Genomic DNA, 22,661 nt, shown 5'->3' with positions numbered 1-22,661 from the left:
CCACCGCGTCGAGCGGGCCCGACCTGTCCGGCGGAGCGCGATCACGCCTGAAATTCCTGAGTCACATGCCGCTCGGTGGCGTCGATGTAGTCGTGGAGGACCTGGCGGGAGCGCGTGAGGGTGTCGATGTGTTCGTCCAGCCCCTTCAGGCGCGCCCGAAGGGTGTCCAGGAGCTCCGGACAGGGTTCGAGATCGGGGGCCGTACCGGTGACGCAGGGCTGCAGGTACCGGATCTCCTCGGTCGACAGTCCGGCTTCGAGCAGCCTCCTGATCTGGGCCACGGTCAGGACGGCGTCGTCCGAGTACTCGCGGTAGCCGCTGGTGCCGCGGTCGGGCTCCAGCAGCCCCTGCGCTTCGTAGTAGCGCAGCTGATGCGTGCGGATCCCGGTCCGCCGGCTCAACTCCCCGATCAGCACGCCGATTCCCCCTTGACCTTCATACCGGTGTGAACGTTGACGATTCTGCCATGACCACCGACCCACTCAGGGGGAACGCATGACACAGAATCGCGATGCCGACCGCACGCCCGTGACGGTCATCGGACTGGGGCTGATGGGCCAGGCACTGGCCGGAGCGTTCCTGCGCGACGGGCACCCCACAACCGTGTGGAACCGCACGGCGGCCAAGGCCGAACCACTGATCGCACAGGGCGCGACACTCGCGGACTCGATCGCCGACGCCGTCGCGGCGAGCCCGCTCGCGGTCGTCTGCCTCTCGGACTACGACACCGCGCACAAGCTCCTCGATCCGGTCGGCGAGCTCCTCGACGGCCGGACCCTGGTGAACCTGACCTCGGGCACCTCGGCGCAGGCCCGTGAGACGGCCGAGTGGGCGGCGCGGCACGGCAGTGCCTACCTCGACGGCGTGATCCTGGCCGTCCCTCCGGGCATCGGCACGGCGGACGCCATCATCCTCTACAGCGGGCCCAGGGCGGCCTTCGACCTGCACGAACCCGCGCTGAGGAGCCTGGCCGAGGCAACGACGTACCTGGGCGGCGACCACACCCTGTCGGCGCTGCACGACATGGCCGTGCTGGGCCTGATGTGGGGCGTCCTGAACGGGTTCCTGCATGGTGCCGCGCTGCTCGGGGCGGCGGGGGTGGACCCCGCTGGTTTCGTCCCGCTCGTGAGGCAGGGGATCGGGATCGTGACCGACTGGCTGCCCGGCTACGCGCAGCAGATCGCCGAGGGTACGTACCCGGCCCTCGACGCGACCCTCGACACCCACCGGGCCGCGATGGAGCACCTCGCCCAGGAGAGCGAGTCCCGCGGTGTCAACGCCGACCTGCCCAGGTTCATCCAGGACCTGGCAGACCGGGCCCTGGCCGACGGACGCGGAGGTGACGGCTACACGGCGATGATCGAGCAGTTCCGCAAGCCCTCAGGATCGCGGTCATGACCGACCGTCGGTCTCGCCCTCCCGGGAATAGCCGGACCGCGTTCGCGACTTGGCCCTGGACATGACCGCCACACCATTCGACCCACGCACGCTGCTCGCGGAGAGCCGGCTCGGCGTTCTCGCGACGATCAAGTCGGACGGCCGCCCCCAGCTGTCGCCCGTCATGCCGTTCTACGACCGGGAGGCCGATGTTCTCCACGTTTCGATGACCGAGGGACGAGCCAAGACGGCGAACCTGCGCAGGGATCCGCGAGCGGCACTGGAGGTCACCGGCCCCGACGGCTGGTCGTGGGCGACAGCCGAGGGCACCGTGACCCTCACCGGGCCGGGAACCGACCCCCACGGCCCGGAGGTCGAGGCGCTGGTGGACTACTACCGGCGCGCCGCCGGTGAGCACTCGGACTGGGACGAATACCGGTCGGCGATGGTCACCGACCGTAGAGTGCTCATGACGATGACGGTCACCCACGTGTACGGCGCCAGGATCCGCTGAAGGCACCACGGCGAGCGAACAGCCCGAAGCGGACTCGGACGGTTCGATCACCGTCGGAACGCGCTCACCGCCGTGACACGCGGGGCTTGAAAACGCGGGGCGCGGGCTTGAAACCGAGGAGTGGGAGTCCGCAACCGGGACACCCGTCGGTCACGAGGGGCCGGACGAGCGGCTTCGGAGGGTGCTCCGGAGCCGCTCCGGCCGCGTTGTCAGTGCCCTCCGCAACAATGCGGAGCAGCGAGAACGTCATCGTCCCGGCGATGCGCGATCGCACCCGACCGACGAAAGGCCGCCCGTACATGACGCCCACCCCCCACCACCGAGCCGTGCCGCGCGTCCTGGACGGAGACCGCTGATGATGCTCCGAGCCCTCCCGCGCACACCCGCTCCGCTCGGCCCCGGCGGTGCCGAGGTTCTGCGTCTCATCACGGAGCAGCGCGTTCCCGTCTGGCTGACCGTGCACGCCAACGGCCGTCGCCGGTACGGATACTGGCAGCCCCTCAGTTCCGGCGCCGGGCTGGGTGTCAGCCATGTGGCCCTGCCCACCGACGAGTGCGACGCTCTGCAGGCGGCGGGCCGGATCGTGCTGGGGGACCCGGTCGTGGACCCGGCGAAGACCACCTACCCGGTGCGGCCCGCGGTGCCGGGCGCACCACCTGCGGCGGGCACACCACGCCAGACCCGGCAGGCACTCTCCGCGTGAACCGAGGGGCCCTCTTGCCACTCACTGGGGGGGGCGGTGCCCGGTTCCTACCGGGGCGAGAGCGGTACGACGGCGGTGATGCGCTTTCCTCCGGCGTCGAGCTCCGAGATCGTGATGTCCCGGGCGAGGTGGCAGACGATCGGCCAGCCGTGGCCCCCGACCCGCATGAATCCCCGCTCATCGATGTGCCGTGCCGATGTCGGCAGTTCCTGGCTGCGGTCGCTCACCGACAGACGTACGTCCCAGTCGTCCAGCGTCACCTCGAACTGGGTGACACCGCCGCCGTGCAGCATCGCGTTGGTGGTGAGTTCCGAAGCGACGAGCAGGGCGTCGCCGACGGCCTCGTCACCGGCCACAGTGGCGCGCCTACGGGATCGTCGTGCGCCTTCGAAGGCGTGCCTGACCGCCTCGCGCACCTCGGCCGGACTGCGCGGTCCCGGTGAACGGGACCGGCCGGGGACCGTCACCGTGTCGATCGGGTGCGTCCGGTGCTCCCCGCACATTCTTCGCTCCTTCGCCTGAAAAGACCTGAAAGCAGGCGGGCCCGCCGCAAGCGCGCAGCGGGCCCTGCGGAATTGATGATCACCATCAGTGCCGGAATATGTCCTTCGTCTTTTCCTTGGCCTGGCGGGCGTCACCCTTGGACTGCTCTGCCCGGCCCTCGGCGGTCAGGCGCTCGTTGCCGACGGCGCGGCCGGCAGCCTCCTTGGCCTTGCCCTTGGCCTGCTCCGTCTTGGCTCGTGCCTTCTGGTTCTTGGCCACTGTGGATCACGTCCTCACTGCTCGACGTTGCGCTCTACTATTACGGCTGACCGGGGAAAGCCCGTCCAAACACGGGTGGGTCGAGAATTCGGCGGGCTTCCCCCGAAGGGACGAATCATTCCCGACCCGGAAAAGGATTCACCGAATTTCACAGAACGAGGAGACGTGAGCGATGGGCACCGCTGGGCACGTCCCGCAGACGCGGGACATGATCGGGGAGGAGCTGTCCGGTGACGAGGCGCTCACCGCGCTGCGGCGCTACGGGGGCCGTAGCCTGCTGCTGGACGCGTTCTCCCGCTTCCGCTACGCCGACGGCTTCACCAGCGCACGTTCCCTCGCGTTCCAAGTGGTCCTGGGCATGGTGCCCTTCACGATCGCCCTGGTGGGCGTCGCCACCACCGTCCACACCGAGAGCGTCGGCCGGATCATCGAACTCACCCTCGGCCGGATCGTGCCGGGCGCCAGCGCCGACCTGGTCGAGGATGCCCTTGCCGAGACCGAGCGCAGCGCCGGCTCAGGGATCTGGAGCGCCCTGGCGATGTGGCTGGGCCTGGCCTTCGCGATACTCAACCTGGCCTCGGCCATGGGCCAGGTCGAAAGGGGCGCCAACCGGATCTACGGGATCGAGCGCGACCGTCCGGTCCTGGCCAAGTACGGCCGGTCCCTGCTGCTCGCCCTCGCAGCGGGCATGCCGATGGTCCTCGGCTTCCTCGTCCTGGTCGCCGGCGACGCGGTGGGGGAGTCGGTGGTCCAGGCCCTCGGCTGGTCGCGCGACAACCTCGACTGGTGGGGGCCGCTCCAGGTGCCGCTGGGCGTGGTGTTCGTCTGGGTCGCCTCGGCGGTGATCTTCCGCTGGGCTCCCCGCAGGGACCAGCCGGGCTACACGTGGCTCGCCTTCGGCTCGGCGGTCCATCTGGTGCTGTGGGTCGCGGCCACCTGGCTGCTGGCGTTCTACGTCGCCAGCAGCGGGTCCTTCGGTGCCGTGTACGGACCGCTCACCGCGTTCGTCGCGCTGCTGCTGTGGGCGAACCTCACCGGGATCGCGCTCTTCCTCGGTGTCGCCTTCGCCGCCCAGCTCGAAGCCGCCCGCGCCGGAATCACCGACGCCGTGAAGCCGGACCCGGGGCCCGGCCCCTGAACTACGGAAGGGCGGGTCAGCCGTTGCCGTGTGGGTGTGTCGTGATACTCTTGATCCAGTTGCAATTGTAGTTCCCGCACACTTCAAGTGGCTCGGATGATTACATATCGCCGGGCGCTTTTGTATTTCCGGCGCTCTTTCCGGACGGGTTCATTGCGGCGACGCAGGGGTTCACACAGTGCGGACCCCCGGGTACTGCCCCGAAGGGGAAATGACATGGCTACTGGAACCGTCAAGTGGTTCAACTCGGAAAAGGGCTTCGGCTTCATCGAGCAGGAGGGCGGCGGCCCCGACGTCTTCGCCCACTACTCGAACATCGCCACCCAGGGCTTTCGTGAGCTCCAGGAGGGCCAGAAGGTGAACTTCGACATCACCCAGGGTCAGAAGGGCCCGCAGGCGGAGAACATCACGCCTGCCTGACGTCGAATCGCACAAGGCAGCTGGGGTCCCACCTCGCGGTGGGGCCCCAGCTTGCTGATTTTTCCAGGGGTCCCCGACCGGGCCTCCTTCTTGTGTCACATCGCTGCGGCCGGATCATTTTCCGGTCTCGCACCCGGCTCGTTCTTGCAATTCGTTCGGCTTGTGTCCGCCGAGAATTCCTCGATACGTGCCCTATCGAGGAAGGTTCTTCATGAACCGTTCAGCTCGCACGAACGATGGTTATTCCAAGGGCCGCAAGGACGGCTTCGGCGGCTCCGGCCGGGGCGGCCGTGCCCGTCCGCAGAGCCAGGGGCGGCCCGTCACCCGGTCGGGTGGCAATGGGCGCCGGCCCGCCGCGCCGCAGGGAGAGTTCACACCGCCGACCACCGTCACCCCGGGCCTCCCCGCGGTCACGACCTTCGGTGAACTGGGCCTGCCCGCCGAGTTGCTGGAGACTCTCAACCGCCTCGGTGTGACCGAGCCGTTCCCGATCCAGGCCGCCACGCTGCCCAACTCCCTCGCGGGCCGTGACGTCCTCGGTCGCGGGCGCACCGGCTCCGGCAAGACGCTCGCCTTCGGCCTGGCACTCCTCGTGCGCCTGGCCGGGCGGCGTGCCGAGCCCCGGAAGCCGCTCGCGATGATCCTCGTTCCCACCCGTGAGCTGGCCCAGCAGGTCACCGACGCGCTGACCCCGTACGCCCGGCCGCTGAAGCTGCGGCTGGCCACCGTCGTCGGCGGTATGTCGATCGGCCGGCAGGCCGGGGCGCTGAGGGCCGGTGCCGAGGTCGTCGTCGCGACCCCGGGCCGTCTCATGGATCTCGTCGAGCGCAAGGACTGCCGCCTGGACCGGGTGGAGATCACCGTGCTGGACGAGGCCGACCAGATGGCAGACATGGGCTTCATGCCCCAGGTCACGGAGCTGCTCGACCAGGTACGGCCCGACGGCCAGCGGATGCTGTTCTCGGCCACCCTGGACCGCAACATCGACCTCCTGGTCCGGCGCTATCTCCACGACCCGGTGGTCCACTCGGTCGACCCTTCGGCGGGCACGGTCACCACGATGGAGCACCACGTGCTGTACGTGCACGGGGCCGACAAGCACGCCACCGCCACGGAGATCGCCGCCCGAGACGGGCGGGTGCTGATGTTCCTGGACACCAAGCACGCCGTGGACCAGTTCACCCGGCACCTGCTGGGCAGCGGGGTGAAGGCCGCGGCGCTGCACGGCGGCAAGTCGCAGCCCCAGCGCACCCGCACGCTGGCCCAGTTCAAGGACGGCCAGGTCACGGTGCTGGTGGCGACCAACGTCGCGGCCCGAGGCATCCACATCGACGACCTCGACCTCGTCGTCAACGTGGACCCGCCCGCCGACCACAAGGACTACCTGCACCGTGGAGGACGTACGGCCCGCGCCGGGGAGTCCGGCAGCGTCGTCACGCTCGTTCTGCCCAATCAGCGCCGCGACATGACGCGCCTGATGTCCGACGCCCGCATCAGGCCGCAGATCATCCAGGTCCGCTCGGGAGAGGCCGAGCTGAGCCGCATCACCGGTGCTCAGGCGCCCTCCGGGATCCCCGTCAACGGAAGTGCGCCGGTCACGGAGCGCCCCCAGCGCGGCGGTACGCCGTTCCGCGGCATGGGCACCCGTCCGGGACGTGCCGGTGGCGAGTCCCGCCGGTCCGCCGAGGCCCGGCAGACGGCCGAGGCGCGTAAGGCCGCCCGGGTCCGTCGCGGCGCGTAGACCGGGCACGAGCCGGTTCCCGAGTGGCGGTGGGCGCGGAGATCCACCATTTTGGTCCCAGATGCGATCATGTTGGCCACATCGGGGAAGTCGAGTCCCATGAGCGAATCAGAGTTTCCGCCCGAAGACCGGCCAGTGGACCTCTATCTCGACCTGTTGCGCGTGCGGATGGCGCCGTCGGACTACGCGTTGCTGCTCCGCATGGTCGAGCCAGTGCTGGAGGCGATGCAGGAGCAACGGGCTGGGCCGATCGAGTTGAGTCTCGAGGGCGAGGACGGCGCCGGCGTCTCGCAGGAGGTCCGCGACGAGGCGTCCCTCGTCGTGGCCGTCGCCGTCACGGGACGGCTGGACAACCAGATCGTCGAGATCGAGACCGACGAGGTCGGACCCGTCAGGGTCGTCACGGACTCCGGCACCGCGGCCGATCCGGCCAGGTGCCAGGAGATCGCCGACTTCATCGGCGAACGACACCGCCAGGACGAGGAGCTGCGCGGCATCGCGGAGGTGAGCGGCCTGCCCACCGATGTCTGACCCCCGCCGCGGCCCCGGGACCCGTCCGGGGCCGACGTACGACGGTGGGGCCTGGGACGACGGCACCGGGGTGCACCGGTGCCAGACGCGTCACACCGCACGCGTTCTCGCCGTGCCCCGGACAGGGGCCTGCGATGCTTTCGCTCGTGTCGATCACCTCGTCCGTGCCGGAACCGATCACGCCCGACGCCCCGGTCGCACTCCGTCGCCCCCTGCTCACCCAGCAGTGGCTGGACCTCACCTTCGTGCACTGGGCCGTCGATCCGGCGGACGTGGCGGGGCTGCTGCCGGACGGCACCGTTCCCGACACCGTTGACGGAGTCACCTTCGTGGGGCTGGTCGCGTTCCGGATGCACAAGGTGGGCTGGCTGCGCCTGCCGGGAGTGCCCTACCTCGGCTCCTTCCCGGAGACCAACGTGCGCCTGTACTCGGTGGACGCGCACGGCCGACGCGGTGTGGTCTTCCGCTCCATGGACGCCTCCCGGCTCGTGCCGGTGGTCATGGGGCGGCTCGCGTTCCGGCTGCCGTACGTGTGGTCCCGTATGTCCGTGCGGACCGGTGAGGACACCGTCGACTACACCAGCGCGAGGCGCGTGCCGGGACCGCGTGGGGCGTACAGCCGCCTCGTCATCAGGCCCGGGGAGCGCATAACCGAGCCGACGGGTCTTGAGCACTTCCTGACCGCCCGGTGGGGCATGCACAACCCGTTCTTCGGCGACGCGGGCTTTCTGCCGAACGACCATCCGCGCTGGCCGCTGCACCGGGCGACGCTGGTCGAGTGCGAGGAGAACCTGGTGGAGTCGGCCGGGCTGCCGGCGCCGATGGGTGAACCGGTGAGCGTGCTCTACTCGCCGGGCGTCCCCGTGCGTCTCGGGCGCCCGATTCCTCCACCGCGCGGTTGAGCCCCGTACGGCGAGCGCCGCACGGAGCGCTGTCGCTCAGCGGTGGCGCCCCCTTGGGCGGCGTGCCGTCAGCAGCAGCGCTATGTCGTCGGGGCGGTCGGCGACGTGCCGGGCCTTGGCGGTGAGGCGGTCCGCGACGGCGGCCAGTGAACGGCCGCCGGGGCGGGTAGCGGGGGAACCGGCCCGGGCCAGGGCCACCCGCAGAGCGGTGATGCCCTCGTCGATGTCGACGCCGGGCCGTTCGACCAGACCGTCCGTGTAGAGCGCGAGGATGGCGCCGGGCTCCAGCTGCAACTCCGTCACCGGGTACTGGGCGTGCTGGTCGACGCCGAGCACGACGCCGCCGGGGATGTCCAGGACGTGCGTACGGCCGTCCGGGTAGCGCAGGATCGGCGGCGGATGGCCGGCGCGGGCGACCCGGGCCAGACCGGTGATGGGGTCCAGCCGGATGTAGCAGCAACTGGCGAACAGGCCGGGATCGAGGTCGATCAGGAGCCGGTTGGTGCCGCTGAGGACCTCGTCGGGCGGATGGTCGCCGAGCGCGAACGCCCTTACGGCACTGCGCAGTTGACCCATGGTGGCGGCGGCCTGGACGCCGTGTCCCTGGACGTCGCCGATGACCAGCGCCAGACCGTCCCCGGACTCGACCACGTCGTACCAGTCGCCTCCCACGTCCATTCCCTGGGTGCCCGCCAGATAGCGCCCGACGGTCTCCACCCGCGGGTGGCCGGACAGGCGCCGGGGGAGGAGCGCCTGCTGGAGCCCGCGGGCGAGCGCGGCCTCGGTGTCGTAGCGGTGTGCCTTCTCCATGGCGTGGGCGATCAGCCCGGCGAGGGCGGTGAGCACCGTACGTTCCTCGGTGCTGAAGTCGCGGGGACGGTCGAAGCCCAGGATGCACGAGCCGACGGGGCGCCCGGAGGCGATGAGGGGCAGGAAGGCGCGGGCGCCCTCCGTGGCGTCGAGCGGGATGCCGGGATAGGCGGCTGTGAGCTGGTGCATCGACTCGAAGAAGAGCGGCTTACCGGTGGTGAGGGTCTCCACGCCGGGCAGCCGGGTGTCCAGACGGACCCCGTCGAACGGCGCGAGGAATCCCTTCGGGAAGCCCGATTCCCAGGCCAGATACAGATGCCGGTCCTGCAGCAGGTAGATGGCGAGCCGACGGCCGCCGAAGGCCGGCAGCAGTTCCTGCATCACGACCGCGGACACCTGGTGGGCGGTGACCGCCTCGGTCAGCGCGATCGCGAGGATGATCGGGCGGTACAGCGGGGCCATCGAGGTGACCGCGGCCGGGGATCCGTCGGCCAGGGGCGCGTCGGCCGGTGCGTTTGTCCCGGGTTGCGGCGCCGGTTCGGGAGGCGGGTCCGCCATACGGTTGGCCGGAACGAGCTTGCAGGTCAGGATGTCGGGACCCGGAAAGACGGAGAGCGAGAACCAGTCACCTCCCTGGGGATCCGCGAGGGGTTTGTCCTCGTCCTGGAGCGGCCGTACGACGTGGCAGTGCACCGGATGCGGTGACAGCAGGGCTTCCCGAAGGTGGTCCTCGTAGGCGGGCCTGTCCATCCATGGCACCGCCTCCCACAGGATGCGGCCCAGAAGCTCGGACCGTGGCCGGCCCAGGAGCTCCGCCGCCCGCGGATTCGCGTAGACGATCAGGCCCAGCCGGTCGAGGCAGAACACGCCCTCCGGGAGTAGGTCGGCCGCCTTGTCGGCCGCCGAGCCGATGTCCGGATCGAGCACGATGCCGCGGACGGGGTGCCCTCCGGGCGGTACGGACGTGTCGTGCGGGGTCCAGAGCTCCAGCAGCCGAAGGGTGCCGTCGACGGCGTGCACGTGCAGGGGCAGCGGCGGCGGTCTGCCCGCGGCCGTCTCCCGCAGGGCGGCCAGGATCTGATGGGAGTCGGCGGCGGCCACGGCGTCCGCGAGCGCCTGGGGGGTGTCGGCGGACGCTCCCGGCGCCACCCCGAGCAGGGCACGGAGACGGTTGTCGGCGGTCACGACATCCGTTGCCGGATCCCAGGTGAAACGCCCGATGGGCGCGGCAGGGGGCCCGGCCGCCGGTGGCCGTACGCACAGCGGTTCGTCGTCCCAGGCGACCGGAGACCCGTCGCCGTCCTCCAGGCTCCGCAGCGCCGCGCCCAGATCCTCGGCCAGTTGAGCCATGCGGTCACGGTCGGGCAGCACCGTGGTGGCGTCCGACGTCGAGGGGCGCAGGAGGGTCAGTACGCCGTAGACCGTCGACCCTCCGACCACGGGCACGTACACGGACCCGAACTGGAACGGCAGGCCCGCCGCGAACTGGGGGTAGCGGCGCATCGTCTCCGTGGCGTCCGGGAGCACCACCTGGACGCCCAGCCGGTAGGCGTCAGCGACGGGGAACCGACGGTCGACGTGCAGGCGCCACCAGGGGCGGAACAGCGGCCCGGGCAGCCCCGAGAGCACGGCCAGCCGCAGCAGCCCGGGTGTGCTGGACCGCAGGTACACGCCTCCCGCGAAGGCGTCGGCCGCGCCGATCGCCTCCGCCGTGATCCCGGTCAGCAGCGCGGCCAGGCGTCCGGGCGTCCGGGTGTCGTGCTCGGCTCTCCCAGTCATCGGCCCTACCTCGTCCGTGCGCCGCCGAGTGGCTGACACAGCAAGAATGCGCCACGATCGCCTCGGCCTGCACCCGGGCGGGGAACTCCGTGTGAATCCGACGAGGGTAACGGCGCCTGTAAGGGCCCGGGCGTCCGGAATCGTGACGGTCGGGTGGCAGGCGGCTACGGTCCGCCAGATTTCGGGATCAGCGCGCGCCCACCGGTGATCGCGGCCGACGGGCGCGTCCCGATCGGTGTCAGGCCGCCGGTCGCACCAGGCCGGACTCGTAGGCGAAGACCACCGCCTGGACGCGGGCGTGGGCGCCGATCTTGGCGAGGATGTTGCTGACGTGGGTCTTCACGGTGGTCGGGGCGATCGACAGGCGCTCGGCGATCTCGGCGTTGGACCAGCCGGACGCGACGGCGGTGAGGACGTCGCGTTCGCGCCCGGTGAGGGTGCCGAGGCCGACCTGCCCGTCGAGCGGGCGGACGGGGCGCTGCTGGCGGACCGTCTCGATGAGCGTGCGGGTCAGGCCTGGAGTGATCACGGCGTCTCCCGCGGCCACGATACGGATGGCCGCGGTCAGTTCGTCGGGAGTGGCGTCCTGGAGAAGGAATCCGGCCGCTCCGGCGCGCAGGGCGGCGTAGGCGCTTCTCTCCCGACCGGCAGGTGTCAGGACGAGCACGCGCGGGCGCTGCCCACCGGCTCCGGCGAGTTCCGAAACCAGCGGGAGGAGGGAGGGGTGGGCGATACGGCGGATGGTCGCGACGCCGTCCGTGTCGGCGACGCCGCTGTCCAACAGGACGACGTCGGGGCGGAGTCCGGCGCTGAGACGGACTGCCTCGGCTCCGGTCGCCGCTTCGCCGACGACGGTCAGGTCGGGCTCCGCGGCCAGGAGCATCCGCAGACCGAGCCGCTGCAGGGACTGGTCGTTCACGATGAGTACGGAGGTCATGGCAGGCGTTCTCCATGGGGAGGGGCGATGGGCGGCGTCCTCGCCGGGGACATGCGCGGAGCCCTGAACGAAACTGTTTCGTTCACCTCAATCACCAGAGTAGCCCTGCCGCTATCGATACGGCACCGTTTTTGTTGTGGTCTGGCTCACTCCTCGCCCTCAGGCCGCGGTCGGCCTGTCCGAGCGGCACTTCATCAGCGGCTGGACGCGCGTACCGAAGGTCTCGATGCCTTCGAGGAAATCGTCGAAGACCAGCATGATCCCCTTGGTGCCGGCGACCCCGGCGACCTCGTCGAGCATCCTCGCGACGGTCTCGTACGAGCCGACGAGCGTGCCCATGTTGAAGTTCACGGCCCCCTCGGGCAGCGAGATGGTCCGGGCGGTCGAGGAGCCGTCGGCGGCCGTGTCCGTGGCCGATTCACCCGCCATGTACGCCAGCGCTTCGAGGTCGGCGTTGTCGTGGTAGTCCTGCCACTTCGCCCGGGCGGCCTCGTCGGTCTCGTCCGCGATGACCATGAAGAGGGAGAGCGCCCCGACGTCACGGGCGGTCCCGCGTGCCATGTCCACGAGCGCGGCCGTGGTGTCCGAGAGCGCGAGGGGAGTGTTCACACCGCTGCCCAGGATGAAGTTGTACTCGGCGTGCTCGGCGGCGAACCTCATTCCCGTGCTGCTCTGGCCCGCGGCGACGATGTCGATGTGCCCGTTCGCCGGCCGCGGTGACAGCACGCAGTCATCCATCTCGTAGAACTCGCCCTTGAAGTTGCTGACACCCTCACTCCACAGCTCCTTCATCACGGTGACGTACTCGACCGCGCGGGCGTAGCGGTTGCCGAAGTGCTCGTCGCCGGGCCACAGGCCCATCTGCGCGTACTCCCCGGGCGCCCAGCCCGTGACGATGTTGACGCCGAAGCGGCCGGGGGCGATCGAGTCGACCGTCACGGCCATCCGCGCGACGATTGCCGGTGGCAGTGCGAGGATCGGTGTGGAGGCGTACAACTTGATCCGTTCGGTGACGGCGGCCAGGCCGGCCATCAAGGTGAAGGACTCCAGGTTGTGATCCCAGAACCCGGTCTCGCCACCGAAGCCCTTGAGCTTGATCATCGACAGGGCGAAATCGAACCCGTGCGCCTCGGCCCTCTGCACCACGGTCTTGTTCAGCTCGAAGCTCGGCAGGTACTGCGGCGAGCTCTTCGATATGAGCCAGCCGTTGTTGCCGATGGGGATGAAGACGCCGATGTCCATGCCGCTCCTCGTGTGTCGCCGTGATCGGAGGACTGCCCGAGACGAAGGGGTGTTACACGGGGTGCGGGAGTGTCGGACCGGCCATCGTCACGACAGGCAACTCGGCCTGAAGCCACAGGTGTTGAAGACCAGGTAAGGGAGGGTGGAGGCGAAGGTGTGATTCCTGCGAAGGCCCGCATTCAGTGAGGCCAGAACGGTAAAATTTATCGTATGAACGCACGGCTGGCTCTGCTCAGCACGGTGGAACCAGGTGTCGCGGAGAGCGAGATCTTCCGGTTGGCGCTCCAGCACGCGGTGGGCGAGCTCGGTGCGCTGGGAGGGATGATCCACCTTCGCGGCCCCATGTCCGCCCTGCGGCTGGTGTCCGCCGCCGGTCTCCCGCCGGTCCTCACGCGGGCCTGGGAGATCATCGACCAGGAGGGCCCCCTGGCCCCCGCCCGCGCCCTGCACCAGGGCAGCGGCGTCTGGGCGCCGCGGACACCGACCGGACAGGCCCTGCCGGTGGAGGGCACCTGGCCGGGAAGCGGGCTGGCGGCCGCCCCGCTGTCCAGCGGGGACCGCACCATCGGTGCCCTCTCCGTCGTCATGGGTGCGGGGGGCGAACCCACCCCGGAGCAGTGGGACTTCCTGCGCGCCGTGATCGCCTGGACCGAGGAACGCATGGCGCAGGCGACCCCGCCGGCCGGGCCCGCGCAGACCGAACTCAGCGGCGAGCGCCTCCGGCAGGCCCTCAAGGAGGTCAGCGTCGGCTCCTGGGACTGGGACATCCGCACCGGCGACCTGATCTGGGACGAGGCGGCCCTGGAGCTCTACGGCACCAGACCGGCCGATTTCACCGGCAAGATCGAGAACTGGATGAGGATCGTCCACCCCGACGACCTCGCCCCGACGCTGGGCGCCGCGCAGCGGGCGATCCGCGACCACACGGTGTACGAGGCGGAGTACCGCGTCCGAGGCCTGGACGGCACGTACGGCTGGACCCAGGCCCGCGGCCGGGCGACGTACGACGAACACGGCGAACCCCTCCGGATGATCGGCGTGGGCTGGGAGAGCAACGAATCCCGGTCCGCCCGTGACGCACTCAGCCGCGCCCTGCGCCATATGAGCGACGGCTTCCTGGCGTTCGACGACGAGTGGCGGATCACCTTCGCCAACCTGGAGGCGGAACGCACGCTGGGCCTCTCCGAGGAGGAGCTGTTCGGGCGTGTCCTGTGGGAACTGCCCACCGCGCAGCGGGTGTCCGGCATGGAGAGCCGCTTTCGCAAGGCCGCGGCGGAGGACAAGCCCGCCAGCTTCGACGTACACATACCGGAGGGCGACCGCCGCTACCATCTGCGGCTGGTCCCCGGTCCCGACGGCCGCACCCTCTACTTCACCGACGTCACCGAGAGGCGGCGGCACGAGGAGGAGCGTCAGGCCGCCGAGCGGGTCGCGTCCGAACGCGCCGCCCAGATAGCCGAGCTGACGGCCGCGCTCGCGAAGGCGACGACCTCGCGGGACGTGGTGGACGCCCTCGCCCCGCGGGTGCTGCCGCCGTTCGCCGCCGCCGGACTGTTGGTGCAGACGGTCGAGGGCGAGTTGCTGCACACCGTGGGAGCGGTCGGCTATCCGGACGGCTTCCTCGCGAGCGTCGACCGCCGCCCGCGGATGTCCGGCGACCCGGGCTGGGACGCGATCACGTCCGACACGCCGCTCTTCCTGTCCTCCGTCGAAGAACTCGTCGCGCGTTCACCGGGACAGGCCGATCTGCCCGGGCGCGCGGGCAAACAGGCGTGGGCGTTCCTGCCGCTGACGGCGTCCGGCGTCACCTTCGGTGTCTGTGTCGTGGCCTTCGACCGCCCGCGCCGCCTCACCGACGACGAACGCACCCTGCTGACCACCATCAGCGCCCTGGTCGCCCAGGCCCTGGAACGGGCGAGGCTCTACGACGCCGAACACGACCGATCCCGCGAACTCCAGCGCAGCCTGCTCCCCCGGGACCTGCCCACCCCGTCGGCCTGCACGGCGGCGGCCCGCTACCTCCCCGCGGGACAGGGCATGGACGTGGGGGGCGACTGGTACGACATCATCCCGCTCTCGGGCGGCCAGGTGGCCCTGGTGGTCGGCGACGTGATGGGCCACGGCCTGCCGGAGGCGGCGACGATGGGCCGCCTGCGCACGGCGGTCCACACCCTCGCCGACCTGGAACTGCCGCCCGACGAGATCATGAGCCATCTGAACGACATCGTCGGCGGCATGGGCGAGGAGTCGTACGTCACCTGCCTGTACGCGCTGTACGACTCGACCACGCAGATCTGCTCCATCACCCGGGCAGGCCATCCCCCGCCGGCCGTGGTCCACCCCGACGGCAGGGTCCACTTTCCGGAACTGGCCCCCGACCCTCCGCTGGGCGCGGCCGAACCACCCTTCGAGACGGTCGAGTTGGCGGTGCCGGAGGGCAGCCTGCTCGTGCTCTACACCGACGGTCTCGTGGAGTCGTCCACGCGCGAGATCGACGAGGGCATGGCGGACCTGGCCGGGCTGCTGCGCGCGGCACACATCACAGACGTGGACCCGGACGGGGAGCGCGATCGTCTGGAACGTCTCTGCGACACCCTCACGGCCGGTCTTCTCCCCGCCGAGCACCAGGCCGCCGACGACGCGGCGCTCCTCGTCGCCCGGCTGCACGCCCTGCCCGTGGAGAGGATGGCCTCCTGGTCGCTGCCCGAGGACCCCAGGGCGGCAGGCCAGGCCCGCCGCCACGTCCGTGAGCAGCTCTCCGCCTGGGGCCTCGACAGCCTGACACCGACCACGGAACTCCTGGCCAGCGAACTGGTCGGCAACGTCGTACGCCATGCCAAGGGCCCCGTCAGCCTGCGCCTCCTGCACGACGACGAGCTGGTCTGCGAGGTCTTCGACGGCAGCCTGACGATGCCCCGCATCCGCCGGGCGACGGACACCGACGAGGGCGGGCGCGGCCTGCAGCTGATCACGGCACTCTCCCGGCGCTGGGGCACGCGCTACACCGCGACCGGAAAATGCATCTGGACCGAGCAGGCACTCCTGGGCCCGGACAGCCGCAAGGACGAGCCGTCGGAAGCCCTGGAGCTGATGCTCCCGAACGTCGGGGAGTTCGACGGGGACCTGGACGCGCTCCCCTTCGGGGACCAGGAGTTGTAGGGACCAGGCCGCTCAGGGACCAGTAACTGCCGGGACGGGGCCGGAGATTCGACTCCTAGACAGCGTCGCGCCACACCTTCACGTCCAAGGTGGCGTACGTCGTGCCTGACGAACCCTGGTACGTCACCAGCCCCACGTGTCCCGTTCCGCTGAGGACGCACATCTGCTGGCCGGCGGTCAGGTCCTTGATCCAGATGTAACTCTTGTAGCCGGTCGCGCCCTTGCACGCCTCCACGCCTCCCTGCCGCCCCGCCGGCAGCAGGGCGAGGGAGCTGCCGGAGGTGGTGCCGGGGGCGAGGACCGCGCCCGAGGAGTAGACGGCGTAGGTCAGATCCTCGTCCGAGCTGCCGGTGTCCGCCTTGGGGCGCACCGGGGTGTCCGCCAGATACAGGTCGTGGCTCGCGGTCATCCGGATCGCGGAGTACGTCACCGGGGCAGGGGCCTTGGGCGCCGCGGGCTCGCTGGACGCGGCCGGGGGAGCCGGGTTCGGAGCCTGTGTGGGTGTCGCGGGCCCCGAAGGGCCGGACGGCAGCACGGACTTGTCGGGCTTCGGCTTCTTCGACGCCTTGGTGGACGGGGAGCCGGACGCCGACGGGGACTTCTCGGCTTTCGGAGCCGACTGCGACGCGGCCACCTCCGCGGACCCGGTGTCGTCCTTGTCGCCTTCCCCCTGGACGAGCAGCAGCGCGGCGGCCGCCCCACCGGCGACGAGCACGACTGCGGCCGCCGACAGCACCCAGGGCCGGGCCCCGCGGCCCGCGCCGTCCGTGCTGACCGGGGAGGTCTGCGCGGCGGCCGGCTCCTGCGGTTGGGGCTAAGGAGTCGGTGTGTACGCACCCGGTGCGGCCGGACTCCCCATCACAAACGGTCCGGGCAGCGCGGCGTGGGACTGCGCGGCATGGGACTGGGCCGCGTGGGACGGCGAGGTGGGGGAGTAGGCCGCCGCGGGGCTGAAACCGCCGGAGCCGGCGGGGCCGAAGCCGCCGCCTGAGCCCGCGGTCCCGAAGCCTTCGGAGTCCGCGGTCCCGAAACCGCCAGAACCTGGGGCCCCGAATCCGCCGGAACCTTGAGAGTTCGGAGCCGCCTCTGCCTGAGCCTGGGCGTGGGCCTGATGGGCTCCTTCGGCACGAGCCGCTATGCCCGCCGCCAGCTTGCCCGGCAGCCATGCCCCCGATGTGTACCGGGCCTCGTCACCGCGATGCGCCTGGATCGTCTGGACAGAGCGGATGACCTCCTCGACGGAAGGCCGCTCGGCGGCGGGCTTGCGCAGACACCGCGCCACCAACTCCCGTATCTCCTCGGGCACTTGGCCGAGGTCGGGCTGTTCGTGCACCACCCGGTAGAGCACCGCGTGCGCGTCCCCGTCCCCGAAGGCGCCGCTGCCCGTCGAGGCGAACACGGCGGTCTGCCCCAGCGCGAACACGTCGGCCGAGGGGGCGGCCTCGCCGCCGAGCGCCTGTTCCGGGGCCATGTAGGCGACCGTGCCGAGAGCCATGCCGCTCTGCGTCACCGAGGTGGCGTCGGCCGCCCGTGCGACACCGAAGTCGATGACGCGTGGGCCGTCGTCGGCGAGCAGCACGTTCGACGGCTTGAGGTCGCGGTGCACGATGCCCTCGCGATGCACCGCCTGCAGCGCCTCCGCGACACCGGCGATCAGCCGCAGCACGGTGTCGACCGGCAGTGGCCCGTGGTCGCGTATCGCGTCGGCGAGGGACGGACCCGGCACATAGGCGGTCGCGCACCACGGGACGGAGCCTTCGGTGTCGCTGTCCACGACCGGGGCCGTATAGAGCCCGTGCACCCGGCTCGCGGCCGCCACCTCGGCCTGGAACCGTTTGCGGAACTCGGCGTTCTCGGCCAGCTCGGGCCGGATCACCTTGACGGCGACGGCCCGTCCGCCCGGCGTGTGTGAGAGATAGACCCGCCCCATACCGCCGGACCCGAGCCGCGCCACCAGCCGGTAGCCGCCCACGATCCGCGGATCGCCGTCCTCCAGCGGCTGGAAACCTTCCGCGCCGGGCCCACCGTTGCTCAACACGCCCACTCCGCCCCAAGATCTGTTCAGTGGCCCCATTGCATCACGGGCCCGGTCCCGGGGTTTTCAGACCCGGGGTATCGGGAGGGCGTACACCTTGTTGAAGTGCTGGGCGATCAGCGGGCCGTTGCTGTCGCAGGCGAGTTGCCAGTCGTTGATGCCGGCGTCCTGGCCGTCTGTGAAGTTCCAGAGCAGCTCGCCCTGTTGGGCGTCGATCGCGTAGAACCCGTCCCTGTTGCGGGCGGCCGTGACGAACACCGAGCCGCCGCCCGCGACGAGGGCGTTGCCCAGATCGAGCCGAGGGGTCCTGCGGAACCAGCGCCGGGTGCCGTCGGCGGCGTCGAACGCCTGGACGCCGTGCGGGTTCCTGGTGGTGCAGTACACCGTGCCGGCCGCGGCGGCGACGGAGGCGAATCCGCCCTTCTCCTCCTTGACCCGCCAGCGCACCGCACCGGACTCCAGGTCCACGGCGATGAGTTCGCTGTCGACGGCGAAGACGGTTCCGCCGAGCACCACCGGGGCCGACCGGGCGTCGGAGTCGGAGTTCAGGGGCCGGCGCCACAGCACGTTCCCACGGCTCGCGGTGCCACGGGCCGTGAGCCGGTGCAGCCCGTCCATGTAGACGAAGCGGCTGGCTGCCATGACGGGCTTGAGATCGAGGCCGATGTCCTCCTCGCTGATGGGGATGACATTGGCCCGGCGCGCCCGCAGATCCGTGTTGAGGACGACGTTCGTGGAGGTGGCCGACCCCTGCGATCCGTCCGGGCGGCTGAACCGCAGACCCGAGATGGTGACCCTCTGGTCGCTGAACCCGCCGAGCAGCGTGTCGAACCGGAAGTCCTCGCCGAAGTCCAGGGAGAACCGCTCGATGCCCGTGACCGGGTCGACGCCCAACACGGTCGCGCCGGTGCCGAGAGCGACGACGTCGCCCGAGACGAGGAGCGGCGGGGTGGGTGACTGGCTGACGCCCCGGTAGGTCCACCGGGGGCGGGTGCCGTCGGCGAGGCCGAGGCAGAACAACGCGCCCGACTGCGACTTCAGCAGGGCCGTGTCCTTGTAGAAGGTCGCCGGTGCCTTGACGAGCGCGTCACCCTGGTAGACCCACAGCGGCTTCGGCGCCGGACCGGCCGGCTTCGGGGCCGGCTCGGTCCGGTCCTTCGGCTCACCGAGGAGTGCGGCGACGCCGGAACCAAGGGTGACGACGCCGAGCGCGGCGGCGGCGAGGACCGTACGGCGGGAGGGGCGCGGCCGGGCCCGTCGCCGTGAGCGGTGGGGGACCGGGTCGGGCGACGACTTCTCGGGCGGCGGGCTGGGCGTCGGGGCATGGGGAAAGACGACACGGCTGGAGCTCGGGCGCTCGGTGACGAGTTGCTGAACGGCCACGCGCGGGTCGCTGCGGACACCGGCGGCGGCCGTGCGGCCGGTGGGGGCGCGGGCGGGCTCCCGCTCGACGACGTCCGCACTCGATCCGGGCCCGAGGTCCAGGTCCATGAGGTCGGCGGCCTGCTGACTGATCCGGGCGGCCACGGGTTCCGGCAGCCAGCCCTCCCAGTCCAGCGCGTCGGCGCCACCGGGTGCGCACGCCGCCGACACCCGGTCCGGAGTGGGCCGGGCCGTCGGGGACTTGTCGAGACAGAGCTCGATGATGGTGTCCAGCGGATCCGGAACACCCGTCAGATCCGGTGTACCGTGCACCACTTGGTACAGCAGGGTGGCCGCCGACGAACCGTCGAAGGGCGCGTTCCCGGTGGCGGCGAAGGCGAGGACCGAGCCGAGACAGAACACGTCCCCCTCCGGGCCCATCGGGTCACCCGTGGCGTGCTCGGGGCACATGTACCGCGGGGAGCCCAGCAGCACACCGGACAGGGTGAGTTCGTAGCCGTCGGTGGCTCGGACGATGCCGAAGTCGATGACCCGGGGGCCCTCGGCGGAGAGCAGCACATTGGACGGTTTGAGATCGCGGTGAACCAGCCCCGCGGAGTGCACGGCGATCAGCGCCTCGGCGAGGCCGGCCCCGAGGGCGAGCACCGACTTCGGTGGCAGCGGCCCGTGTTCCTCGACCGCGTCGGCCAGCGTCGGACCGAGGATGTGCGCGGTGGCGAGCCAGGGGACGGGGCCGTCCGGGTCGGCGTCCACGACGGTGGCCGTGTACCTGCCGCTCACTGCCCGCGCAGCGTCCACCTCGCGCCGGAACCGGATTCGGAAGTCCCTGTTCGCGGCCAGCTCCGGCCGGATGACTTTGACGGCCACGGTCCGCTGCTGATCGTCCCGGGCGAGGAAGACCTCCCCCATCCCTCCGGCGCCGAGTCGCGCGACAGGACGGTACGGTCCCAAGTGCTCCGGATCCGTGGGACGAAGTGGCTCCATTGCCCTCAGCTCGCCTGTTCATCGTCGAATGGACTTGGGGCGAGAGTAGGTGCTGGAGGGACAGTTGGTGTACGCAACCGAGCAACCTATGGCCATTACTTGACGTTTCAGATAGATACCGCCCGGACGGTCTTCCAGCCGGTCGCGGCGGATGCGTACGGGAGCGTCAAGCCCGTCCGCGGGCCTGCTGGGAGCGTCGCGACAGTGAGTCGATGAGCACCGCGGCGAAGAGTACTCCGCCCGTGATGATGAACTGGACGGCCGTGGGGGTGTCGGTGATCGCCATTCCCGAGGCGATCGACTGGATGATCAGCATGCCGAGCACCGCGGACCAGGTGGTACCGCGTCCGCCGAACAGGCTGGTGCCGCCGATGACGGCCGCCGCGATGGCGTTGACCAGCAGGACGCCCGAGCCCGAACCCTGGCTCACCGACGTGATGCGCGAGGCCAGGAACAGGCCGCCGATCGCGGCCATGGTGCCCGAGACCGCGAGCACCGCGGTCTGCACCCGCGTCACGCTGAGGCTGGCGCGCCGGGCCGCCTCCACGCTGCCGCCCAGTGCGTAGACCTGCCGCCCGTAGTGCGTGCGGCGGAGCACGAGGTCGAGGCCGGCCACCATCACGAGGAAGATCAGGAGCGCGAGCGGCAGCCCCTGGAAACGGTTGAGCAGATACGCGGCGGTGAACGCGACCACCGCGACCACTCCCGTGCGCACCGTGATCCCCCGGAGCGAGCGGTGCGGCATGCCGACGGCCTTGCGTCGCCGCACGTCCTGGTAGGACACCAGGAAGACCACGCCCGCCGCGCCCGTCGCCAGACCGTAGGCCGCGGCGTCGTTGGTGAAGTAGTAGCTGGTCAGCTTGGCGACGAGTCCGTTCTCGTCGAGGTTGACGGTGCCGCTGGTCCCGAGGATGTAGAGCATGAGGCCGTTCCAGGTGAGCAGTCCGGCGAGGGTGACGACGAACGCCGGCACCCGGGTTCTGGCCACGGAGAAGCCCTGGACGGTTCCCGCCAGGGTTCCCGCGAGCACCGCGATGATGACGGCGAGCCATTCCGGCACACCGTGGTTGACGTTCAGCACGGCGAAGGCCGCCGCCGCGAGACCGCTGATCGAGCCGACCGACAGGTCGAGTTCACCGAGCAGCAGTACGAAGACGATGCCGACCGCGATCAGACCCGTACCCACGATGTCCACGCTGAGGTTGGACAGGTTCCGTGGGGAGAGGAAGTTCGAGTTGAGCGACTGAAAGGTGATCCAGACCGCGGCGAGGACGAGGACGACGGGGAGCGAGCCCAGTTCGCCGACGCGCAGCTTGCGCCGGAAGGCCGCGACCCCCTTCTCCGCGGCACGGGCGACGGCCCGCCCGCGGTGCGGCCGGCCGGCCCCGGCTCCCGGTGCGGTGGGTCCGGACCGTGTGCTGTCCGCGGTGTCGCGCGTCCCTTTCACCATCCCGCCTCCTGGGAGGCCGTCCGGCGGGGCACGTTCTCCGTGGCGCCGGTGATGGAGGAGATGATCTGTTCCTGGGATGCGGTGTTCACGTCGAAGAAGCCGTTGTTGCGGCCCAGTCGCAGGACGGCCGCCCGGTCCGCGAGAGCCTTGATGTCACCCATGTTGTGGCTGATGAGCAGGACGCCAAGTCCACGGTCACGCAACTGGTCGACGAGGTCCAGTACCTCGCCGGTCTGCTCGAATCCCAGCGCCGCGGTCGGCTCGTCCAGGAGGAGCACCCGCGGGTCGCCGAGCAGCGAACGAGCGATGGCGACCGTCTGCCGCTGACCGCTGGACAGCGAGACGACGGGGGCGCGCAGATCGGGGATGCCCCGGGTCAGACGGTCGAGCAGGCTTCTGGTGCGGCGTTCCATCTCCACCTCGTCGAGGAACCCGAGCCTGCGGATCTCCTGCCCGAGGAACAGATTGCCGACGACGTCGAGGTTTCCGCACAGCGCGAGGTCCTGGTAGACGGCGGCGATGCCCAGGTCCCGGGCGTCGTGGGGACGCCTGATGTGGACCGCCCGGCCCTCCCACTCGATGGAGCCCTGGTCCGCGGGGGAGACCCCGGAGATCACCTTGACCAGGGTGGACTTGCCCGCCCCGTTGTCGCCCAGCAGAGCGACGACCTGCCCGGCGTGGATCTCCAGCTCGATGTCGTCGAGGACCTCGATGACACCGAAGCGTTTGCATACGCCGTGCAGTGCCAGCAACGGGGGACTCGGCACGGAAACCATCTCCTTCCCGGGGGCGGG

Annotated in this window: 20 protein-coding genes; 9 read left to right on the top strand and 11 right to left on the bottom strand. The window is 70.6% G+C overall.

Going from position 1 to position 22,661, the window contains the following annotated elements; all coding sequences use genetic code 11:
• Positions 1-41: 41 nt before the first annotated feature.
• Positions 42-416, bottom strand: a complete 375-nt coding sequence (locus QF035_RS05860; RefSeq protein WP_307518729.1) for a MerR family transcriptional regulator — start codon at positions 414-416, stop codon at positions 42-44.
• Positions 417-495: 79 nt separating this feature from the next.
• On the opposite strand from QF035_RS05860, the gene QF035_RS05855 reads away from it, so the two are divergent.
• From QF035_RS05855 to QF035_RS05845, 3 genes are all read left to right on the top strand, one after another.
• Positions 496-1,398 carry an NAD(P)-dependent oxidoreductase gene (locus tag QF035_RS05855; protein WP_307518727.1) on the top strand — a complete coding sequence of 301 codons (903 nt, stop codon included), beginning with the start codon at positions 496-498 and terminating at the stop codon, positions 1,396-1,398.
• A gap of 61 nt (positions 1,399-1,459) precedes the next feature.
• Positions 1,460-1,891, top strand: coding sequence for a PPOX class F420-dependent oxidoreductase (locus QF035_RS05850; RefSeq protein ID WP_307518725.1), 432 nt, complete (start codon positions 1,460-1,462; stop codon positions 1,889-1,891).
• A gap of 355 nt (positions 1,892-2,246) precedes the next feature.
• Entirely contained in the window at positions 2,247-2,594 is a 348-nt protein-coding gene (locus QF035_RS05845; RefSeq protein ID WP_307518723.1) for a hypothetical protein, read from the top strand.
• A gap of 47 nt (positions 2,595-2,641) precedes the next feature.
• Here QF035_RS05845 and QF035_RS05840 read toward each other — a convergent pair whose 3' ends face one another.
• Together QF035_RS05840 and QF035_RS05835 are read right to left on the bottom strand one after the other, a co-directional pair.
• Positions 2,642-3,097, bottom strand: a complete 456-nt coding sequence (locus QF035_RS05840) for an ATP-binding protein (RefSeq protein ID WP_307518721.1) — start codon at positions 3,095-3,097, stop codon at positions 2,642-2,644.
• Positions 3,098-3,182: 85 nt separating this feature from the next.
• Positions 3,183-3,356, bottom strand: coding sequence for a CsbD family protein (locus tag QF035_RS05835; protein WP_143641262.1), 174 nt, complete (start codon positions 3,354-3,356; stop codon positions 3,183-3,185).
• A gap of 172 nt (positions 3,357-3,528) precedes the next feature.
• On the opposite strand from QF035_RS05835, the gene QF035_RS05830 reads away from it, so the two are divergent.
• The 5 genes from QF035_RS05830 (at position 3,529) to QF035_RS05810 (ending at position 8,088) form a co-directional block, all read left to right on the top strand.
• On the top strand, positions 3,529-4,494 hold the full coding sequence (locus QF035_RS05830) for a YihY/virulence factor BrkB family protein (protein ID WP_307518719.1): 966 nt from the start codon (positions 3,529-3,531) through the stop codon (positions 4,492-4,494).
• Positions 4,495-4,710: 216 nt separating this feature from the next.
• Positions 4,711-4,914 carry a cold-shock protein gene (locus QF035_RS05825; RefSeq protein WP_055614959.1) on the top strand — a complete coding sequence of 68 codons (204 nt, stop codon included), beginning with the start codon at positions 4,711-4,713 and terminating at the stop codon, positions 4,912-4,914.
• A 211-nt stretch (positions 4,915-5,125) separates the two neighbouring features.
• On the top strand, positions 5,126-6,655 hold the full coding sequence (locus QF035_RS05820) for a DEAD/DEAH box helicase (RefSeq protein WP_307518717.1): 1,530 nt from the start codon (positions 5,126-5,128) through the stop codon (positions 6,653-6,655).
• Between the two features lie 99 nt (positions 6,656-6,754).
• Positions 6,755-7,186, top strand: coding sequence for a hypothetical protein (locus tag QF035_RS05815; protein ID WP_269649883.1), 432 nt, complete (start codon positions 6,755-6,757; stop codon positions 7,184-7,186).
• Positions 7,187-7,320: 134 nt separating this feature from the next.
• On the top strand, positions 7,321-8,088 hold the full coding sequence (locus QF035_RS05810) for a YqjF family protein (RefSeq protein ID WP_307518714.1): 768 nt from the start codon (positions 7,321-7,323) through the stop codon (positions 8,086-8,088).
• 36 nt (positions 8,089-8,124) lie between these two features.
• On the opposite strand, the gene QF035_RS05805 is transcribed toward QF035_RS05810, so the two are convergent.
• The 3 genes from QF035_RS05805 to rutA all read right to left on the bottom strand — a co-directional run bounded on the left by QF035_RS05805 (position 8,125) and on the right by rutA (position 12,856).
• Positions 8,125-10,677: a SpoIIE family protein phosphatase gene (locus QF035_RS05805; RefSeq protein ID WP_307518712.1), complete on the bottom strand. Its 2,553-nt coding sequence runs from the start codon at positions 10,675-10,677 to the stop codon at positions 8,125-8,127.
• A gap of 238 nt (positions 10,678-10,915) precedes the next feature.
• Complete coding sequence (locus QF035_RS05800) at positions 10,916-11,614, bottom strand: LuxR C-terminal-related transcriptional regulator (RefSeq protein ID WP_307518710.1); 699 nt, start codon at positions 11,612-11,614, stop codon at positions 10,916-10,918.
• Between the two features lie 159 nt (positions 11,615-11,773).
• Positions 11,774-12,856 carry a pyrimidine utilization protein A gene (gene rutA / locus QF035_RS05795; protein ID WP_307518708.1) on the bottom strand — a complete coding sequence of 361 codons (1,083 nt, stop codon included), beginning with the start codon at positions 12,854-12,856 and terminating at the stop codon, positions 11,774-11,776.
• Between the two features lie 210 nt (positions 12,857-13,066).
• Between rutA and QF035_RS05790 the strand changes: the two genes are divergently transcribed.
• The gene (locus QF035_RS05790) at positions 13,067-16,015 is read left to right on the top strand and encodes a SpoIIE family protein phosphatase (protein WP_307518705.1); all 2,949 of its coding nucleotides are present in this window, start codon (positions 13,067-13,069) and stop codon (positions 16,013-16,015) included.
• Between the two features lie 55 nt (positions 16,016-16,070).
• On the opposite strand, the gene QF035_RS05785 is transcribed toward QF035_RS05790, so the two are convergent.
• The 5 genes from QF035_RS05785 to QF035_RS05765 all read right to left on the bottom strand — a co-directional run bounded on the left by QF035_RS05785 (position 16,071) and on the right by QF035_RS05765 (position 22,643).
• Positions 16,071-16,751 carry a hypothetical protein gene (locus QF035_RS05785; RefSeq protein ID WP_307518703.1) on the bottom strand — a complete coding sequence of 227 codons (681 nt, stop codon included), beginning with the start codon at positions 16,749-16,751 and terminating at the stop codon, positions 16,071-16,073.
• A 78-nt stretch (positions 16,752-16,829) separates the two neighbouring features.
• Positions 16,830-18,053: a serine/threonine-protein kinase gene (locus QF035_RS05780; protein ID WP_307518701.1), complete on the bottom strand. Its 1,224-nt coding sequence runs from the start codon at positions 18,051-18,053 to the stop codon at positions 16,830-16,832.
• 63 nt (positions 18,054-18,116) lie between these two features.
• A complete protein-coding gene (locus tag QF035_RS05775) occupies positions 18,117-20,342 on the bottom strand; it encodes a protein kinase domain-containing protein (RefSeq protein WP_307518699.1) in 2,226 nt (741 codons plus the stop codon).
• A gap of 241 nt (positions 20,343-20,583) precedes the next feature.
• Complete coding sequence (locus QF035_RS05770) at positions 20,584-21,867, bottom strand: sugar ABC transporter permease (protein WP_307518697.1); 1,284 nt, start codon at positions 21,865-21,867, stop codon at positions 20,584-20,586.
• Positions 21,861-22,643 carry an ATP-binding cassette domain-containing protein gene (locus QF035_RS05765; RefSeq protein ID WP_307518695.1) on the bottom strand — a complete coding sequence of 261 codons (783 nt, stop codon included), beginning with the start codon at positions 22,641-22,643 and terminating at the stop codon, positions 21,861-21,863. Before QF035_RS05765 ends, QF035_RS05770 begins: the two co-directional genes overlap by 7 nt.
• Positions 22,644-22,661 lie beyond the last annotated feature (18 nt).

This window comes from Streptomyces umbrinus (genome assembly GCF_030817415.1).
Taxonomy (GTDB): domain Bacteria; phylum Actinomycetota; class Actinomycetes; order Streptomycetales; family Streptomycetaceae; genus Streptomyces; species Streptomyces umbrinus_A.
This window is presented reverse-complemented; position numbering and strand designations above follow the sequence as displayed.

Coding starts and splice junctions, on each gene's coding strand:
- QF035_RS05855 (WP_307518727.1), top strand. CDS start 496: ATGACACAGAATCGCGATGCCGACCGCACGCCCGTGACGGTCATCGGA.
- QF035_RS05850 (WP_307518725.1), top strand. CDS start 1,460: ATGACCGCCACACCATTCGACCCACGCACGCTGCTCGCGGAGAGCCGG.
- QF035_RS05845 (WP_307518723.1), top strand. CDS start 2,247: ATGATGCTCCGAGCCCTCCCGCGCACACCCGCTCCGCTCGGCCCCGGC.
- QF035_RS05840 (WP_307518721.1), bottom strand. CDS start 3,097: ATGTGCGGGGAGCACCGGACGCACCCGATCGACACGGTGACGGTCCCC.
- QF035_RS05830 (WP_307518719.1), top strand. CDS start 3,529: ATGGGCACCGCTGGGCACGTCCCGCAGACGCGGGACATGATCGGGGAG.
- QF035_RS05825 (WP_055614959.1), top strand. CDS start 4,711: ATGGCTACTGGAACCGTCAAGTGGTTCAACTCGGAAAAGGGCTTCGGC.
- QF035_RS05820 (WP_307518717.1), top strand. CDS start 5,126: ATGAACCGTTCAGCTCGCACGAACGATGGTTATTCCAAGGGCCGCAAG.
- QF035_RS05815 (WP_269649883.1), top strand. CDS start 6,755: ATGAGCGAATCAGAGTTTCCGCCCGAAGACCGGCCAGTGGACCTCTAT.
- QF035_RS05810 (WP_307518714.1), top strand. CDS start 7,321: ATGCTTTCGCTCGTGTCGATCACCTCGTCCGTGCCGGAACCGATCACG.
- QF035_RS05805 (WP_307518712.1), bottom strand. CDS start 10,677: ATGACTGGGAGAGCCGAGCACGACACCCGGACGCCCGGACGCCTGGCC.
- QF035_RS05800 (WP_307518710.1), bottom strand. CDS start 11,614: ATGACCTCCGTACTCATCGTGAACGACCAGTCCCTGCAGCGGCTCGGT.
- rutA (WP_307518708.1), bottom strand. CDS start 12,856: ATGGACATCGGCGTCTTCATCCCCATCGGCAACAACGGCTGGCTCATA.
- QF035_RS05790 (WP_307518705.1), top strand. CDS start 13,067: ATGAACGCACGGCTGGCTCTGCTCAGCACGGTGGAACCAGGTGTCGCG.
- QF035_RS05775 (WP_307518699.1), bottom strand. CDS start 20,342: ATGGGGGAGGTCTTCCTCGCCCGGGACGATCAGCAGCGGACCGTGGCC.
- QF035_RS05770 (WP_307518697.1), bottom strand. CDS start 21,867: ATGGTGAAAGGGACGCGCGACACCGCGGACAGCACACGGTCCGGACCC.
- QF035_RS05765 (WP_307518695.1), bottom strand. CDS start 22,643: ATGGTTTCCGTGCCGAGTCCCCCGTTGCTGGCACTGCACGGCGTATGC.